The sequence below is a fragment of the Parapedobacter composti genome (genome assembly GCF_900112315.1).
GTDB lineage: Bacteria > Bacteroidota > Bacteroidia > Sphingobacteriales > Sphingobacteriaceae > Parapedobacter > Parapedobacter composti.
In genome coordinates this window covers 1-14,666 of the sequence record NZ_FOLL01000023.1, presented here as the reverse complement: position 1 = coordinate 14,666, position 14,666 = coordinate 1, and the positions used below count along the sequence as shown (strand labels likewise).

Sequence of the window (14,666 nt, the reverse complement as noted above, 5' to 3'; positions counted from 1 at the left end):
CATGATGAAACCATTAGTAAATCAAATTTTCGGAACATGCCTGTTGTCATGGGCCGTCCTTATCCCACTCGTTGGCTCAGCACAAGACCAAATTGAATCGAAGCAATCACGACGGGATTCATTTATCACGCATTTTGGCCAACCAGGTCATTTCGTGCTGAGCGGGAAAGTGCAGAATTTGAACGAGGACTTCTTTGAGTTCGGTATGACCACCTACCTCGGCAATGTTACGAAAGCGGTGCCGGTAAAGTACGATGGCACGTTCAACGAGCGGTTTGAGGTGAGCAATACGCAGGATATTTATTTATACCTGCCCGGTAGCCGAACGATTATTCTATCTGTTGTGGAAAACGACACGCTGGCGTTGAACTGGGACCAGAATGCCCTGTTGGAGTCGCTAAGCATACATAGCGCAGATACCGCCCGCGACCTACAGCTCCAGGTGCAATGGGCGATTCACCAAAAGCACCGCATCTCCTTGATCGACCTGCGGAGGGAGCTTAACAATAACGAAAGCACCTACACACCCGTGGAAAAATATGAACGGATAAACGGCCTGTATAACGCCGTGCTGGAGACCGTACTTGCTTATGCCGACGGCGGGAAAGCCGACGTGGATCGGATACTGCTGGCGCAGTATTACAACCTGACCAATTTGTTGATCGACCATGGGCTCTACCCCACCTACCGGCTAAAGGCTGTGCTTGATACGACCCCCAACTATGCCGTTTTCAAACTGGATGATCCTTTTCCGTGGTACACTGAAAACTATTTCATCCACGTGCCCGACTACCGGGACTTTTATGAGGCATTGGCGCGAAAAAGCCAACCTTACTTCGGTACCATCGATGTATATGGAGGTCGTGAACAGACCAATTTTCCAATGGCATTCTACAACCACGTGCGCGGATCGCAGGGCTCAACCCTCATGCAGGACTGGCTCCTGGCCAATCAGCTGCTAACTGACCTGAATCATACCGATTTTTCATTCGTACGCGATGCTTATAACCGCTTTATCGAAGAATGCACAACGCCTTTCTTTAAATCATCAACAGAGGCTTTTCAAATTCGTACACAGCGTATTTCTGCCGGTAACGACGCTCCTGATTTCACACTGAAAGACGAGCAGGGAAGGGCGGTATCCTTGGCCGACTTCAAAGGCAAGGTGGTATACATTGATTTCTGGGGGGTATATTGCGGTCCCTGCATCTACGATATCCAACATTATGTGCCGAAGATACATGAATTCTATAAGGATAAAGATGTCGTGTTCATCAACATTTGTGTGGACGTGGGTGAAACGGAGTGGAAAGCCGCGCTAAAAAAGTACAATCTGCATGGTATAAACCTTATTGCCGAGGGCTGGAGCCGGCATCCCGTCTGCCAGGCTTACAACGTACAGGCAATACCGAATTACAAGCTCATTAACCGCGATGGCACCATTGCCAATAACAATCCGGAACGCCCGAGCCGATTGGCGGCAAAGCTGGGGAACAATGAAATCGATAAGACACTTGCTAAATGAAATGCACCTAGATAGCATCCCCCCATGCTCGTACCAGACCAGCATGGGGATACCATACGCAAATACTTTAGGCACACGTTCTACAGCTTTCCTACCCCACGGGCGTATCGTCATCACGCCAACTATACGACCAAACTGAAAGAACCTTATCTGCAGATGAGCATGTTCTACGCAAAGTCGTTGGCCGTAAACTTGTCGTATGCCATGAAAAAATACCGAAACTAAATGATTATCAAGCGGACTCGGCCAACTATTCCTGTGTTAGGGCTAACAGCTATTAGTTAATTCCTCTCTGGGTATTTTAGGCTTATCGGTATACCACCGTATCCGTAGCCAAAGAGGGCAACATGTAATTGCCGGTATCAATTTCCAGTTGGGGTACGGCTTGGACGAGGGAGGCGATACCCTGTGCGGTTACCTTCGTTTGGTAAAGATACAGCACCTGCAAGGATGGTAGCCGTGTCAAAGCGTTAAGTCCCTCGTCGCTTACCTTTGTGTTAACCAGATTGAGGTATCTCAACTGTTTGCAGTCACCGGTGCACACAGGACATGGATGCGCTTGACGAGCGAGAGAAGTTGATCGAGCGGAAAAAGGGAAAAGCGAAACAACTGTAAGCGACTAAACAAGACACTCGGTGGCGCTGTTGCCCGGCATTCAAAATGTTTGACGCATACAGATTTTTTGGCACAGCTTTTGAATATAACCGGTCAGGTTTAGGTTGATTAGAGAAGTCCGGCTATCCCAAAATGCCGGGCTTTTCATTTTAATGATGCTCTGCAATTGGTTTACCCGGTCAACGCAGCCAATGCCTCATCAAGGGTGGCAGCAAAATAAATCTGTTTTCCGCGGTTGCTCTCGTAGATGAAATGTTTTAGACTGTTGCTGGTGAATTTGGAGAAATCGCCCACTATTGCAAGACGGATACGGTAATTCGAAAATTTTTGCAGCACCTCGCCCGCCATCTTATTTTTTAGCTCAAAGAAATCCGTGGTAATATTCTTTTCGTGGATAATGACGCTGTCGTAGCCTTGATAGTAGATGGTACCCATCAAATCCAACGCATCACCCGCATGCTGGATGACGATTTGGTCCGAAATTACTTCTGCGATTTCTTTACCGTTTATTTTGTGGGCCTGGATGTTCATGACATTGCACTGCAGTTGTCATGCAAGTATACGGATTTTTGGCATAAATTACATTACGTTGGTCGACCCAAAACGCCTGTTCGTCTAAATCCGTATGCAGTGATGCAACGTTTTCCGATAGCTGTCGTCCTATTAACAGAAAACAGTAAACAGTAACGAAATTTAATAACCAGAAAAACGACATCATCATGAAAACAATTGTATTAAGCGCCCTGATTAGCGTAGCGACCCTCGGAAGCAGCCTTGCAGGCTCCTCTAACGACCCCGCTAAAGAAAAAAGCAGTGTTACGGCATTGAAAGAAGCACTGGCCTTTCACCAGTACAACATCGGCGTGCTGTACAGCCAATACGACCTTGCTGAACAGCGGATTAAGACGAGCCGGGGTAATCATGCTGAGCTAGATCGCGAACGTAAATACTTTGTGAGCCTATACCAGCAGGATATCGACAATGGTATCCGCGTGGAGCAAAGCAAAAAGGCTATTGCTGAAATTAATTCACGCTATGCTAAACTGCATGCCGAGCGTGATGCTTATGAAGCCAAGGAAATCGCTAAATTGCAAAAGCTCTTGGAGACGGCGCTGAAAAAAGAAGAAAGGGAATTTAACAAAACTAAAAAGGAACTGGCGCAGATCACAAGCGCAGCCCGCTAATAACAGCCCTTTCGGGCACAGGATAACTGAACATGACCTTCCTCAATTTTTTGCGGAAGGTTTTTTTGTTCCACGGCGCATCCTTCTTCGAACATTCGCTGCTACGCATTGTTATACGGGCAAACGTCACCTTAATTGAGATTTGATGCCAGAGGGACCGTCAATCGTTATATTGAGAGAAGCCGTGGCAGCCCTGCGCTTGGAGGGGCAAAAGATCCATGCCGTAACCGGTAACAGCAAAATTGACCAACAGGCGCTGTTGGGGCAAACCGTACTGAGCTTCCGCTCCTGGGGCAAGCATTTTCTGATTTGTTTCGAAACCTTTACCCTCCGAATCCACTTTCTGCTGTTCGGCACCTATCGCATCAACGAACGGAAGCCATCGGTGAGATTGAGCTTGCAGTTCGCGGCAGACGAGCTGAACTTCTATGCTTGCTCAATTAAACTTCTGGACAAACCCGCAGATGAAATCTACGATTGGTCCGGCGATATCATGGCGGATGAATGGAGTGCGGCAAAAGCCTTGAAAAAGTTAAAAGCACTGCCCCAGGTGCTTTCCTGCGATGCGCTGCTGGACCAAGATGTATTTGCCGGAAGCGGCAACATCATCAAGAATGAAGTGCTGTTCCGCATCAGGGTGCATCCGCTGTCTCCGTTGGGGGCGTTACCAAATGCTAAATTAAATGAGATGGTACGGGAGGTCAGAAACTACGCGTTTGAGTTTCTTCACTGGAAAAAGGAGTTTACCCTAAAGAAGCATTGGTTGGCGCACACCAAAAAAATATGCCCGCGGTGCGCCATCCCGTTTACGAAGGCCCGTACTGGCAAAACCGACAGACGGAGCTTCTTCTGTAGCAACTGCCAGGTGCTTTACGCGCCTTGAATTTTGCGCCATCAACGCTGTTTACTCATAAAATAATCCCACGCGGCTTTGGTAATGTCTGCTATGATGCGCTCATTGGTCTCCATGTCTTCGCTGGAGGCGGTTACAAACACACTGATGTAAAAATGGTTACCGTCTGGCATAAATACAACCCCTACATCGTTTACCGCGGCGGTTATTCCGGTGGCTTCGTTACGGCCGGACCAGCCGGTTTTGTGGGCGACTACCGTTCCCTCGGGCAATCGGCCCTTCAGCCGGTTTCTTCCGGTTTCAGTGCCTTTCATTAAATCCCATATAAAACGATGGCTTGCCGGCGAAAGCAGGTTGCCGCGGTTTTCATAGTAGGTCTGCAGGATACGATTAGCCTCTACCGGCGTGGTCCAGTTACGGAACTGCGACTCCCAATCGCTCTGCATAATTTCTTCGTTAATCTTGATGGAAATATCCTTGATGTTGTGCGCTTTAAGATACCGCTCAACCGCCTCAGGTTCGCCCAGAAGACGCAACAACACGTCGCACCCCACATTGTCGCTAAGCGAAACGGTATACTGAAGTATTTCGGCTATGGTTAGCGTAGTGCCTTCGGGATAGGCTTCCCGTATCGGACTGTAGATGCCGGGCAGTAACTCGCTTTTCTTTATCTCGACTTTCTGATCTAGGGAAAAGTTGCCTTTATCTATTTCAGAAAGCATGGCTAAAGCTATCGGAAATTTGAATACGCTTTGCATGGGGAAACGCTTCGCACCATTTATGCTGAGCGTATCCTGACCGTCTGCACTGGTGATGGCCACGCCGACCACCGCATTTTTCGAATGGATGATCTGCGCAATATGCTGGCGTATTGATTGCAAGGACTGGGGGTATGCCTGTACCGAAACCGACAAAAACAGGAATATCAGTAACTGCTTGTTGTGTATCATGTTTGCTGTTCTATATGGGGGCCGCTTATGTACAGCCAGTAAAATAGCTCATGGCCCAATGCACTACCCTGTACCTGCGGCGATGAAAATATCTAACTATGCTGCTTGATTTCTTCCATTTGTGCTATTTGTTGCAAGTCAAACGGGGTTTCCTGATACACGAAATAGTTCAGCCAGTTGTTGAACAAGAGGTTGGCATGGCCGGTCCAACGGACGACCGGTGCGTTTGCCGGGTCGTCGCCAGCATAGTAATGCTGGGGGATGGTGATGGGAAGCCCTTTTTCCAAATCTCGCACATACTCTTCGTGAAGCGTATACGGCGCATACTCGGAATGGCCTGTCAGGTAAAACTCACGCCCGCCCCGTGAGGCCAGAATGGCCACGCCGGCGTCTTCCGATTTGGACAGCACGGTAAGGCCGGCTACTCCTTTTAAATCTGTTTCGGTAATGGTGGTATGCCGGCTATGCGGGATATAAAACTCATCATCGAAGCCGCGGAACAAAGGATGCCTTTTATCAAGTGCATGGTGCTTGAAAACACCGAACAGCTTTTTATCCAATGGTACTTTACCAACTCCGTAGAAATGGTACAGCGCTGCCTGCGACGCCCAACAGATATATAACGTCGATGTAACGTGGGTTTTGGCCCAATCAAAAATCGTTTTGATTTCATCCCAGTAGGTAACTTCCTCGAAATCCAGCATCTCCACGGGGGCACCGGTTATGATCATGCCGTCGTAATAGTTTTCTGCCACTTCTTTGAACCCTTTGTAGAACATTTCCAGGTGTTCCACAGGTGTATTTTTCGGCGTATGGGTATCCAGACGGAGAAATTCGACCTCAACCTGCAACGGAGTGTTGGACAGCAGCCGGATGAAGTCGGTCTCGGTAGAGATTTTCAACGGCATCAGGTTCAGAATGATGATACGCATGGGGCGGATATCCTGTGTATTGGCCCGCAAATCGTTCATCACGAATATATTCTCGTTCTCAAGCAGTGCTATTGCTGGGAGATTGTTTGGTATCTTTACTGGCATGCTATTTCCTCACACGTTATTCGCCTGCAAAAATACGGAGAATTTCTGGGGCTTCCGAGATTTTAACGCAGGTACTTCACAATGTGTTCTTCTCGCGGGCAGCAATGGCTTGTCCTATAGCGTTGACCTCTTCATCCAGCCCGAAAAGCGGGATGCCTGACTCAGGGTCGAGTTTCAGCCACTGGCTTTCGGTGTCTTTTTGTATCTGCAGGTATTCTTTCCCTTCTTTGTAAATGGTATACACACCTTCCTCTTCGGGAAAAACGGAATAGGTGAGATTGAAAATTTCGATATCAAAAGGTTCTAATACACTCATTTTTTTGCCTTAAAGGTACGGAAATTTAACCAGCGAAATAGACTGCCGTTTTGAGGCTCCGTTCAGTAATCTGTCAGTTGCCGTAGGTGATGCTCAAGGTGGGCTACATAGTCATCAATCAGAAAACCGAGGGTCACCGTACGCCCGTCTTTCATCCTGCACAGGCGTCCGAGCCGCTCTTCGGGTATTTGTTCCAGCAGGAACGCCAGATACCTGTTGTAACTTTCCCAGAAGCCAATTAGTTGTTCAACAGGGGTATGCTGATGGGCGCTGTAGACCACCCATTGGTCTTGATCATACCAGATAGCCGGCATTTCCTCAAATTGCACACGCACAAACCGCTGGTGGTTGTTGGCTGCGCTATCAATGAGGTGCCCCAGGATTTCTTTTTTGCTCCATTTGCCCGGCACGGGCTTAGCCGTGTACTCGTGTGCGCTGATACGGTGTAACGCCGCAGGAAGGACGTGGCATAGATGGCGGAGCCGATTGACTGCGTCTGTAATCATGGTTGTCGCTTTGGTGTAAAGATAAGCTTTTAGTTTTCAAACCGGAGGATGGAATTACCGCAAAACGGACTGAACGGATAAAAAAAAATATGCATATTGCCGCTTCAAAAAAATATATCTGGCTTATGCAAGTGAGGAAATACTCCGGCGAATTGGTGGAATTTGACCTCAACAGGCTAAAGGCATCGCTATTTAAATCAGGTGCTTCAGCAGATGTAGTTGATGCGGTCTGGGAAGCGATGGAACCCATGGTTTACGACGGTATCAGTACCGGCGACCTCTACCGGAGGGCCTTCCGGTTGTTGAAAAGGAAGGCCCACGCTTTTGCAGCTCGTTACAGCCTAAAGCGTGCGCTCAAGGAACTGGGGCCGGCGGGCTATTACTTTGAGCAGTGGGTAGCCCGGCTTTTCCAGCACGCGGAATACCAGACCGCGACGGGCCAACTGCTGGAGGGGAATGCCGTGACCCACGAGGTGGACGTGGTGGCCCGGAAGGGCGGCGACATGCTGTTGGTGGAGTGTAAGTTCCGGAATACGGTGGATGCGAAGATTTCCGTGACCACGCCTATGTATTTTTTGTCGCGGTTTAAAGACATGGAAGGCCGGAAATTTAATTTTTTCGGAAAGCCGATGGGCTTTACCGCGGGCTGGCTGATAACCAACGCATACCTCACCACGGATTCCATCCGCTTTGGACAATACTACGGCATTAACTTGCTAGCTTGGAATTATCCTGAAGATAGCAGTATCAAGCGTCGTGTAGACAATGCAGGGTTATATCCGGTAACGTGCCTCACAACCATCGCAAAAGCCGAAAAGGAAGTGTTGCTGCGGCAGGGGTGCTTATTGGTAAAGGACATCGTAACTGACCCTGCGCAACTTGACACGCTGAAATGCGGTCCGCGAAAAAGAAGGAAAATCATCGAAGAAGCTACAGAATTAGTAAACCATAAAAATACATAACACCATGAGTAACGCTTTTGTCAAGGAAGAAAAAAAATTTATGGAGGGTGCCCGCGCCCGCTGGAAGGAACTTAAATATGTAGGCGGTGTGGTGATGCAATTTCTCAAAGGATTCCGCGGACTGCATTTCATCGGTCCTTGCGTCACGGTATTCGGCTCAGCCCGTTTCAAGGAAGACCACCCCTACTATGAACTGGCCCGTACGGTGTCAGCGGAAATCGGCAAATTGGGTTTCGCCATCATGACCGGCGGCGGCCCCGGCATCATGGAAGCGGCGAACCGGGGCGCCAAGGAAGCAGGGGCGCTTTCCGTGGGGTGCAACATCGTGCTGCCTCATGAACAACAGCACAACCCTTACCTGGACAGATTCGTGACAATGGAATATTTCTTTGTCCGCAAGGAACTGCTCCGCAAATATTCTTTCGCTTTTGTGGTTTTGCCGGGCGGTTTCGGCACGTTGGATGAATTTTTTGAGACGCTCACGCTTATTCAAACGGGTAAAATCCAACGGTTCCCCATAGTGGTGATGGGAGTGGGCTACCATAAAGAAATTATTGCGCATGTGCAGCGCATGATGGAAGAGGAAACCATCAGTCCGGAAGACATGGATCTGCTGCTGTTTACCGACTCAGTGGAAGAGGTGGTGGCGCATATCCGGAAACACGCCGAGGGGTCGCCGAGCATTAAGCTGGAACCGCCCCGGAAAGCGACATGGATGCTGGGCGAGCGCAAGCTTAAACGGGCATGAGGGTGCTCGTATTGGAAACAAGATCGGGATTATGCCATGCGGCACCAGCAAGTCGGCCGAACGGCACTGATCGCTTATTCCAAACCCAGATTAAAGGTCTTCCTCAACATGTCTAGCGCGGGATTCTTCGCTGCCATGGCTTGATACTTTTCCTGGGAAGTGTAGGGTTTTCGCACCACATCATTGGCAACGGCTATGGGTATCAGATCGATAGCAAAATTCCGGAGCTTCATCCGGAGATCATTGAGGATGTCAATCTTGGAATCGTTCAGCAGGTCTTGCTGAATGGGATTCTCTACCACCACGCCTATCTGGAAGTTGTCTTTCAGTTGCGGCGGGTTGGCTGTCATTAACGTAAATAAATTGATCCTGTTGGCGGCTTTAATCTGATCGGCAAACGCATGCCAATGCTTCAATAAATCATCGTGGCTGAAGGGCTCACGTTCATCGCCGGTAAGTAGTTGGGGTTCTTCTGTCTCCTCATCGGCTTGTTGGTTGTCAAAAATTTTATTTAAATCCGGGATGGGGGCGCTAAGCTTGACGTTGCCCCAGGCGGCTTTCTTGGGGGATTGGGGATCGGTGATCGGTGATCGGTGGTCGGTGGTCGGTGATCGGTGATCGGGGATTGGGGATCGGTGATCGGTGATCGGTGGTCGGTGGTCGGTGATCGGGGATCGGTGGTCGGTGATCGGGGATCGGTGGTCAGTGATCGGGGATTGGGGATCGGGGATCGGGGATGGGTGATTTCCGTTGATTGCGCGTTCGGGTTGCGCAGGGGTTACCTGCGGTGTTGCCGAAGGTGCTATGGTATCATTAGACTTTTTTTTTTCTGCTGCCCCGGTTACTTCCTGGGCTGCTCCGTTTTTTGCCAGCTGGATGGCTGCTGCGATATGACACATCTTCAGCAGGGCCAGCTCTACCTGCAACCGCTGGTTTTTGCTGGTCCGGTAGTTGATTTCACATTGGGTTGCAATGTTCAGCGCGGAAAGCAACAGGCCAGATGACGCCTGCTGGGATTGCTGCAGGTAACGTTGGCGAATGGTATCACTGGTATCCAACAGTTTCAGCGTGGTCGGCTCCTTCGCAACAAGGAGATCTCGGAAATGTGAACATAGGCCGTTGATGAAATGGCTGCCGTCGAATCCATGCGCAAGAATTTCATCCAGAATAAGCAATGCCGTAGGGGAATCTTCGTTGATAATGGCTTCGGTAAGCCGGAAATAATAATCGTAATCTAGGATGTTAAGGTTGTCGATAACCGCTTGATAGGTCACCTGCTTATTTGAAAAGCTGACGATCTGGTCAAACATCGACAATGCATCGCGGAGTCCACCATCGGCTTTCAGGGCAATGATATGCAGGGCATCTGCTTCATAACCCACCCCTTCCCTTTCGGCAATGGAGGCCAGATGAGCGGCCATATCGGCTACCTTGATGCGGTTGAAATCAAAAATCTGGCACCGCGACAAGATAGTGGGCAGAATTTTATGCTTTTCTGTGGTAGCTAAAATGAATATCGCATAGGATGGCGGTTCTTCAAGTGTTTTGAGGAATGCATTGAATGCTTGCTGTGACAGCATGTGCACCTCATCGATGATGTATATCTTATATTTGCCCGCCTGCGGTGGTATCCGTACTTGATCAATCAGGTTACGGATGTCATCAACGGAATTGTTGGATGCAGCATCCAACTCGTGTATGCTGAATGAATTGCCATTCAGGAATGATTTGCAGCTATCGCACTGGCCGCAGGCCTCGATGTCTTCCCGTAGCTGTTCACAGTTGATCGTCTTTGCCAAGATACGGGCACAGGTGGTTTTACCTACTCCCCGCGGACCGCAGAACAGAAACGCTTGTGCAAGCTGCTTGTTCTTAATGGCATTTTTGAGGGTAACGGTAATATGCTGTTGGCCAACCACGGTATCAAATGTGGCTGGACGGTATTTACGGGCCGAAACGATAAAATTGTCCATCGCTACGAAGATAGGGATTTCAGAAACAAACGTCATACATTTATTGCCAAAACGCACGATACGAAATCAGTTTCCGTGCTTAGCTCATCCGCCTTTCGGCGTTCCTTCTGGCTGCTGCATGCCCAAAAAGCTACCTGCAGCCTGAAAACAGAAATTAAATTAGGCGTTTTTTTTCGGTAATTCTGGATATAAATTTTAAGTTTGCTTGCATAAAACTCCATTATGCACGTATACGGAATTAAAAATTGCAATACGGTAAAAAAAGCCCTCAACTGGCTGGAGGAAAACAATATTCCTTACACGTTCCACGATTTTAAAAAAGAGGGCGTTTCTGAATCGAAGCTCAATGAATGGGAACGGCATACCGGGTGGGAACCGCTGGTGAATAAACGCGGCACGACCTGGCGCCAACTGTCGCCCGAAGAACAGACCGCCGTTGTGGACGCGGCCTCCGCAAACCGGCTGATGCAAGCCAAAACGAGTGTCATCAAACGGCCAGTGATTGAAAGTCCAAGAGGGATTATCCTGGGGTTTGACGAAGCGGAATATCAGGCGAAACTGAAATAAAAACAATCAGCACAGGACTTCGTTAACCAACTAACATACGCAGCATGAATAAAACACTATCTTGCATCGGCATGGCACTGTTCCTCCTGGCAGCTCCATCCGTAATGCTCCTGCAAGCGCAGGAGAGCAAATACGATTATAAGGAGGCTTTTGATCCGTTTTTCTATACCACAAATGGCAATGAATACCGGACGGCAAGCGGCATGCCGGGGCCGAAATACTGGCAAAACGCCGTTGATTACAAAATTTCTGCGCGGCTCAACGACCAAACCAATGAAATCACGGCCACAGTTACCCTTGAGTATACGAATAACAGTCCGGACCAACTGGATTTTATTTGGTTGCAACTGGACCAAAACATGTTTTCAAAGGAGGGGCGCGGCCGCCTGATTGTGCCGCTCACCAAAAGCCGGTACGGCGATGCACGTTCTGATTTTGATGGTGGATACGATATCAAGTCTGTGAAGTTCGGTACGGGAAAAGAGGCCGAACACCTCATCACCGATACACGCATGCAGGTGTTTTTACCTGAGCCCCTGGCTCCCAACGGTGGCAAAACCACCATCACCATCGACTATTCGTACATTGTACCCACCCATGGTGCCGACCGCACTGGTGTACTGGAAACCCAGAATGGCAAAATCTTTGCCATTGCCCAGTGGTTTCCTCGCGTAGCCGTATACGATGACATCTTGGGATGGAACGTACAGCCTTATACCGGCCCCGGCGAGTTTTACCTGGAGTTTGGCGACTACGAGGTAGACATCACCGCTCCCGCCAACCATATTGTGGTGCTGGGTGGCGAGCTTCTCAACCCGAATGAAGTTTATACCGCTGAACAGGTAAAACGCCTTGAGCAGGCACGGAAGAGTGATGAAACGGTGATGATCCGTTCTCCGCAGGAAGTGACGCTGCCGGATTCTCGTCCGCAGGGTAAAAAGGAGTTAACTTGGAAGTTCCGCCTGGAAAAGGCCCATGATGTGGCCTGGGCGTCTTCGCCGGCATTTGTACTGGACGGCGCCAAGATAGACCTGCCCAGCGGGAAGTCGGCCTTAGCACTATCAGCATATCCGGTTGAGAGCCACGGTGGCAATGCGTGGGAGCGCTCTACGGAATACGTTAAGGCATCTGTTGAGTTTTATTCCAACCTGCTGATGGAATACCCCTATCCGGTAGCGGTGAATGTAGCCGCTGATATCGGTGGCATGGAATATCCTGCCATAGTTTTCTGTAGCTACAAATCCAAAGCTGCTGGACTATGGGGGGTAACCGACCATGAATTTGGTCATATCTGGTTTCCGATGATTGTAGGCAGCAATGAACGACTGCATGCCTGGATGGATGAAGGGTTCAATACCTTTATCAACGACCTGTCTACCGCAGCCTTCAACGGCGGTGAATATTACCGCCCCATGGGGGACGCCAACCGATTGGCCCAAGCGCTTACCCGCCCTGACCTTGAGCCCGTGATGAGTACACCACAAAACATGCAGGAACGCAACATTGGCATACTTGCTTACTTTAAACCCGGATTTGGCTTAACACTCTTGCGTAACGAAATCTTAGGCCCGGAACGCTTTGACCGGGCGTTCAAAGCGTATCTTGAACGCTGGGCTTACAAACATCCCACACCGGACGATTTCTTCCGTACCATTGAAAATGTAGCAGGTGAAAATCTCAATTGGTTCTGGCGTGGGTGGTTTAAATACAACTGGCGTTTTGACCAAGGGATACGCAACGTGGTTTATGCTGATAATGACCCTAAGAAGGGGGTATTGATTACCATTGACAATTTGGAAAAACTTCCCATGCCCGTGGTTGTTGATATTACCACGAAGAGTGGCGAAACTCATCGGGTGAAACTGCCCGTGGAGATTTGGGAACGCAATACATCATGGACATTCAGCTTCCCGTCTACGGAAGAAGTGGTGGCGGTGCAGCTGGATCCGGACAGGGTTTACCCGGATCATAACCCGGACAATAACCGATGGGAAGCACAGTAACACAACTAAAAAAAAACAACTTAACATGCAGTGCCAAAAACCGATACCATACAACCCCGTGCGTTTTGTCAAGGCACTGCATGTATTTTTGCTTTTCATTGTTTCGGCGTATTCCGCAGCAGCGCAGGAAACCGTGCTGAATGGTTATGTACTGGAGTTGGGAAGCGGGGAGCCTCTGCCTTATGTTGGCATTACCAACCTGAATACCGGTGCGACTGCGGAAAGCCGGGGAGATGGCAGGTTCAGCGTATCGGTACGGAAGAATGAACGCCTACAATTTGAATACCCCGGATACCGGACGGACACCTTGGTGGTGACGGAATTTGGCGTCAAGCGCGTATACCTGACACCAGATGGCACGGCTATTCAGTTAGACGAGGTGCAGATACAGGCAATGACGGATAGCCGCCTGGCGGCAGAAATCGCCCGCGCCCGGCAGGAGGGCCAAACAACCGAGGCATCCCAACATCGGGGGGGCTTGCGCATCTCCCCTTCCCGCCTGTTTGGAAGGGAAGCCCGGCAGGCACGCCAGCGTTATAAACTGCTGCTGGCTGAGCAGGAACGCCGGAAAATTGATACCCGATTTACCCAAGAAGCCATTATGGCCCTGACACCTCTGAAAGGTGAAGATCTGGAGCTTTACATGACTAAATACCGCCCTACGGCCGAGTTCCTTGCATCGGCAGATGAATCTGAATTGCGGCTTTACATTATGGATACTTATGCGAAGTTCAAGGAGCTTACGCCTGCGCAACGGGCTGCGATTAAAGCACCCGAGCGGAATGAAAGCCCTTAGCTCAGAATCATACTTCCGTTTATACTTGTAATACCTGTACGGCTTTTTCGGTCGTCTTTCTGGGGTAACACCAATGAATATCCGGGCCCCGCGATTGTCGGAGCCCGGAATCCACCTATCGCCGGATGCTGCTGAATTCGGCGAACTTTATTTGTGATATGTCTTAAAACGTATACCTCACCCCCAGCTGCACCTGTGCGCGGGAGTTGAAGTAATCGATGCTGTAGGGCCTGCCCGGGTCACTGAAGGTGAACACCGGCCAGTTGCCCGCATTCTGCTGCGGCGGGAACAGTGTCGGGGTCAGCCCGACCGAGCTGGTCGAATTGAACGTGTTCGGCGAGAAATACTGAACGCCCCACTTCCGGTGCAGCAGGTTGGTCAGGTTCACGATGTCGGCCGATAGCGTCAGGAACTGCCCGCTTCCGGTGACCGGCAGGTCGTGCGCCAGACGAAGGTCGGCCTGTACGTTCCAGGGCGTACGTCCCGCGTTGCGCTCGGTAAAGCCGCCCCTACGGGATGACAGATACCCGTTGCCCTCGATGAAGGCGTTGAACGCCTGTGCCTGCTGCTGGGCGGTCCGGCCGCCCGGGATGTCCTTGAAGTAATTGACTGCCTCCTCCTGCGTGGGGAT

At 49.9% G+C, this 14,666-nt stretch carries 16 protein-coding genes and 1 pseudogene; 9 read left to right on the top strand and 8 right to left on the bottom strand.

Going from position 1 to position 14,666, the window contains the following annotated elements; translation table 11 throughout:
- The first annotated feature begins 1 nt into the window (after position 1).
- The gene (locus BM030_RS17680) at positions 2 to 1,525 is read left to right on the top strand and encodes a TlpA family protein disulfide reductase (RefSeq protein ID WP_090974941.1); all 1,524 of its coding nucleotides are present in this window, start codon (positions 2 to 4) and stop codon (positions 1,523 to 1,525) included.
- A 24-nt stretch (positions 1,526 to 1,549) separates the two neighbouring features.
- Positions 1,550 to 1,750: a hypothetical protein gene (locus BM030_RS17675; RefSeq protein ID WP_090974940.1), complete on the top strand. Its 201-nt coding sequence runs from the start codon at positions 1,550 to 1,552 to the stop codon at positions 1,748 to 1,750.
- Positions 1,751 to 1,832: 82 nt separating this feature from the next.
- On the opposite strand, the gene BM030_RS19725 is transcribed toward BM030_RS17675, so the two are convergent.
- Together BM030_RS19725 and BM030_RS17670 are read right to left on the bottom strand one after the other, a co-directional pair.
- Entirely contained in the window at positions 1,833 to 2,045 is a 213-nt protein-coding gene (locus BM030_RS19725) for a leucine-rich repeat domain-containing protein (protein ID WP_139215940.1), read from the bottom strand.
- 266 nt (positions 2,046 to 2,311) lie between these two features.
- Positions 2,312 to 2,671 carry a DUF4180 domain-containing protein gene (locus BM030_RS17670; RefSeq protein ID WP_090974939.1) on the bottom strand — a complete coding sequence of 120 codons (360 nt, stop codon included), beginning with the start codon at positions 2,669 to 2,671 and terminating at the stop codon, positions 2,312 to 2,314.
- A gap of 188 nt (positions 2,672 to 2,859) precedes the next feature.
- Here BM030_RS17670 and BM030_RS17665 point away from each other — a divergent pair, with 188 nt between their 5' ends.
- Positions 2,860 to 3,324, top strand: a complete 465-nt coding sequence (locus tag BM030_RS17665) for a hypothetical protein (RefSeq protein ID WP_090974938.1) — start codon at positions 2,860 to 2,862, stop codon at positions 3,322 to 3,324.
- A gap of 145 nt (positions 3,325 to 3,469) precedes the next feature.
- Entirely contained in the window at positions 3,470 to 4,207 is a 738-nt protein-coding gene (locus tag BM030_RS17660; RefSeq protein ID WP_090974937.1) for a DNA-formamidopyrimidine glycosylase family protein, read from the top strand.
- Between the two features lie 11 nt (positions 4,208 to 4,218).
- Here the strand turns inward: BM030_RS17660 and bla are convergent, their stop codons facing one another.
- From bla to BM030_RS17640, 4 genes are all read right to left on the bottom strand, one after another.
- Complete coding sequence (gene bla, locus BM030_RS17655) at positions 4,219 to 5,127, bottom strand: class A beta-lactamase, subclass A2 (RefSeq protein ID WP_090974936.1); 909 nt, start codon at positions 5,125 to 5,127, stop codon at positions 4,219 to 4,221.
- A gap of 92 nt (positions 5,128 to 5,219) precedes the next feature.
- Positions 5,220 to 6,164 carry a homoserine O-acetyltransferase MetA gene (gene metA, locus BM030_RS17650; RefSeq protein WP_090974935.1) on the bottom strand — a complete coding sequence of 315 codons (945 nt, stop codon included), beginning with the start codon at positions 6,162 to 6,164 and terminating at the stop codon, positions 5,220 to 5,222.
- Positions 6,165 to 6,240: 76 nt separating this feature from the next.
- Positions 6,241 to 6,480 carry a hypothetical protein gene (locus BM030_RS17645; protein ID WP_090974934.1) on the bottom strand — a complete coding sequence of 80 codons (240 nt, stop codon included), beginning with the start codon at positions 6,478 to 6,480 and terminating at the stop codon, positions 6,241 to 6,243.
- A gap of 62 nt (positions 6,481 to 6,542) precedes the next feature.
- A complete protein-coding gene (locus BM030_RS17640; RefSeq protein WP_090974933.1) occupies positions 6,543 to 6,986 on the bottom strand; it encodes a DinB family protein in 444 nt (147 codons plus the stop codon).
- A gap of 125 nt (positions 6,987 to 7,111) precedes the next feature.
- Here BM030_RS17640 and BM030_RS17635 point away from each other — a divergent pair, with 125 nt between their 5' ends.
- Together BM030_RS17635 and BM030_RS17630 are read left to right on the top strand one after the other, a co-directional pair.
- Entirely contained in the window at positions 7,112 to 7,948 is an 837-nt protein-coding gene (locus BM030_RS17635) for a restriction endonuclease (RefSeq protein WP_090974989.1), read from the top strand.
- Between the two features lie 4 nt (positions 7,949 to 7,952).
- Positions 7,953 to 8,696, top strand: a complete 744-nt coding sequence (locus BM030_RS17630; RefSeq protein ID WP_090974932.1) for an LOG family protein — start codon at positions 7,953 to 7,955, stop codon at positions 8,694 to 8,696.
- 74 nt (positions 8,697 to 8,770) lie between these two features.
- Here BM030_RS17630 and BM030_RS17625 read toward each other — a convergent pair whose 3' ends face one another.
- Positions 8,771 to 10,669 carry a DNA polymerase III subunit gamma/tau gene (locus BM030_RS17625; protein WP_090974988.1) on the bottom strand — a complete coding sequence of 633 codons (1,899 nt, stop codon included), beginning with the start codon at positions 10,667 to 10,669 and terminating at the stop codon, positions 8,771 to 8,773.
- A gap of 222 nt (positions 10,670 to 10,891) precedes the next feature.
- Between BM030_RS17625 and BM030_RS17615 the strand changes: the two genes are divergently transcribed.
- Genes BM030_RS17615 through BM030_RS17605 form a run of 3 tightly spaced genes read left to right on the top strand, consistent with a single transcriptional unit; the run spans position 10,892 to position 14,035 of the window.
- A complete protein-coding gene (locus tag BM030_RS17615) occupies positions 10,892 to 11,236 on the top strand; it encodes an ArsC family reductase (protein ID WP_090974930.1) in 345 nt (114 codons plus the stop codon).
- A 44-nt stretch (positions 11,237 to 11,280) separates the two neighbouring features.
- Positions 11,281 to 13,239 carry a M1 family metallopeptidase gene (locus BM030_RS17610; protein ID WP_090974929.1) on the top strand — a complete coding sequence of 653 codons (1,959 nt, stop codon included), beginning with the start codon at positions 11,281 to 11,283 and terminating at the stop codon, positions 13,237 to 13,239.
- Between the two features lie 25 nt (positions 13,240 to 13,264).
- Entirely contained in the window at positions 13,265 to 14,035 is a 771-nt protein-coding gene (locus BM030_RS17605; RefSeq protein WP_090974928.1) for a peptidase associated/transthyretin-like domain-containing protein, read from the top strand.
- A 163-nt stretch (positions 14,036 to 14,198) separates the two neighbouring features.
- On the opposite strand, the pseudogene BM030_RS19915 reads toward BM030_RS17605, so the two are convergent.
- Positions 14,199 to 14,666: pseudogene (locus BM030_RS19915) on the bottom strand (TonB-dependent receptor); the annotation flags it as partial.

What these genes read in the sequence shown, in the direction of transcription:
- BM030_RS17680 (WP_090974941.1), top strand. Translation starts at nt 2, where the DNA reads ATGATGAAACCATTAGTAAATCAAATTTTCGGAACATGCCTGTTGTCA.
- BM030_RS17675 (WP_090974940.1), top strand. Translation starts at nt 1,550, where the DNA reads ATGCTCGTACCAGACCAGCATGGGGATACCATACGCAAATACTTTAGG.
- BM030_RS17670 (WP_090974939.1), bottom strand. Translation starts at nt 2,671, where the DNA reads ATGAACATCCAGGCCCACAAAATAAACGGTAAAGAAATCGCAGAAGTA.
- BM030_RS17665 (WP_090974938.1), top strand. Translation starts at nt 2,860, where the DNA reads ATGAAAACAATTGTATTAAGCGCCCTGATTAGCGTAGCGACCCTCGGA.
- BM030_RS17660 (WP_090974937.1), top strand. Translation starts at nt 3,470, where the DNA reads ATGCCAGAGGGACCGTCAATCGTTATATTGAGAGAAGCCGTGGCAGCC.
- bla (WP_090974936.1), bottom strand. Translation starts at nt 5,127, where the DNA reads ATGATACACAACAAGCAGTTACTGATATTCCTGTTTTTGTCGGTTTCG.
- metA (WP_090974935.1), bottom strand. Translation starts at nt 6,164, where the DNA reads ATGCCAGTAAAGATACCAAACAATCTCCCAGCAATAGCACTGCTTGAG.
- BM030_RS17645 (WP_090974934.1), bottom strand. Translation starts at nt 6,480, where the DNA reads ATGAGTGTATTAGAACCTTTTGATATCGAAATTTTCAATCTCACCTAT.
- BM030_RS17640 (WP_090974933.1), bottom strand. Translation starts at nt 6,986, where the DNA reads ATGATTACAGACGCAGTCAATCGGCTCCGCCATCTATGCCACGTCCTT.
- BM030_RS17635 (WP_090974989.1), top strand. Translation starts at nt 7,112, where the DNA reads ATGCAAGTGAGGAAATACTCCGGCGAATTGGTGGAATTTGACCTCAAC.
- BM030_RS17630 (WP_090974932.1), top strand. Translation starts at nt 7,953, where the DNA reads ATGAGTAACGCTTTTGTCAAGGAAGAAAAAAAATTTATGGAGGGTGCC.
- BM030_RS17625 (WP_090974988.1), bottom strand. Translation starts at nt 10,669, where the DNA reads ATGGACAATTTTATCGTTTCGGCCCGTAAATACCGTCCAGCCACATTT.
- BM030_RS17615 (WP_090974930.1), top strand. Translation starts at nt 10,892, where the DNA reads ATGCACGTATACGGAATTAAAAATTGCAATACGGTAAAAAAAGCCCTC.
- BM030_RS17610 (WP_090974929.1), top strand. Translation starts at nt 11,281, where the DNA reads ATGAATAAAACACTATCTTGCATCGGCATGGCACTGTTCCTCCTGGCA.
- BM030_RS17605 (WP_090974928.1), top strand. Translation starts at nt 13,265, where the DNA reads ATGCAGTGCCAAAAACCGATACCATACAACCCCGTGCGTTTTGTCAAG.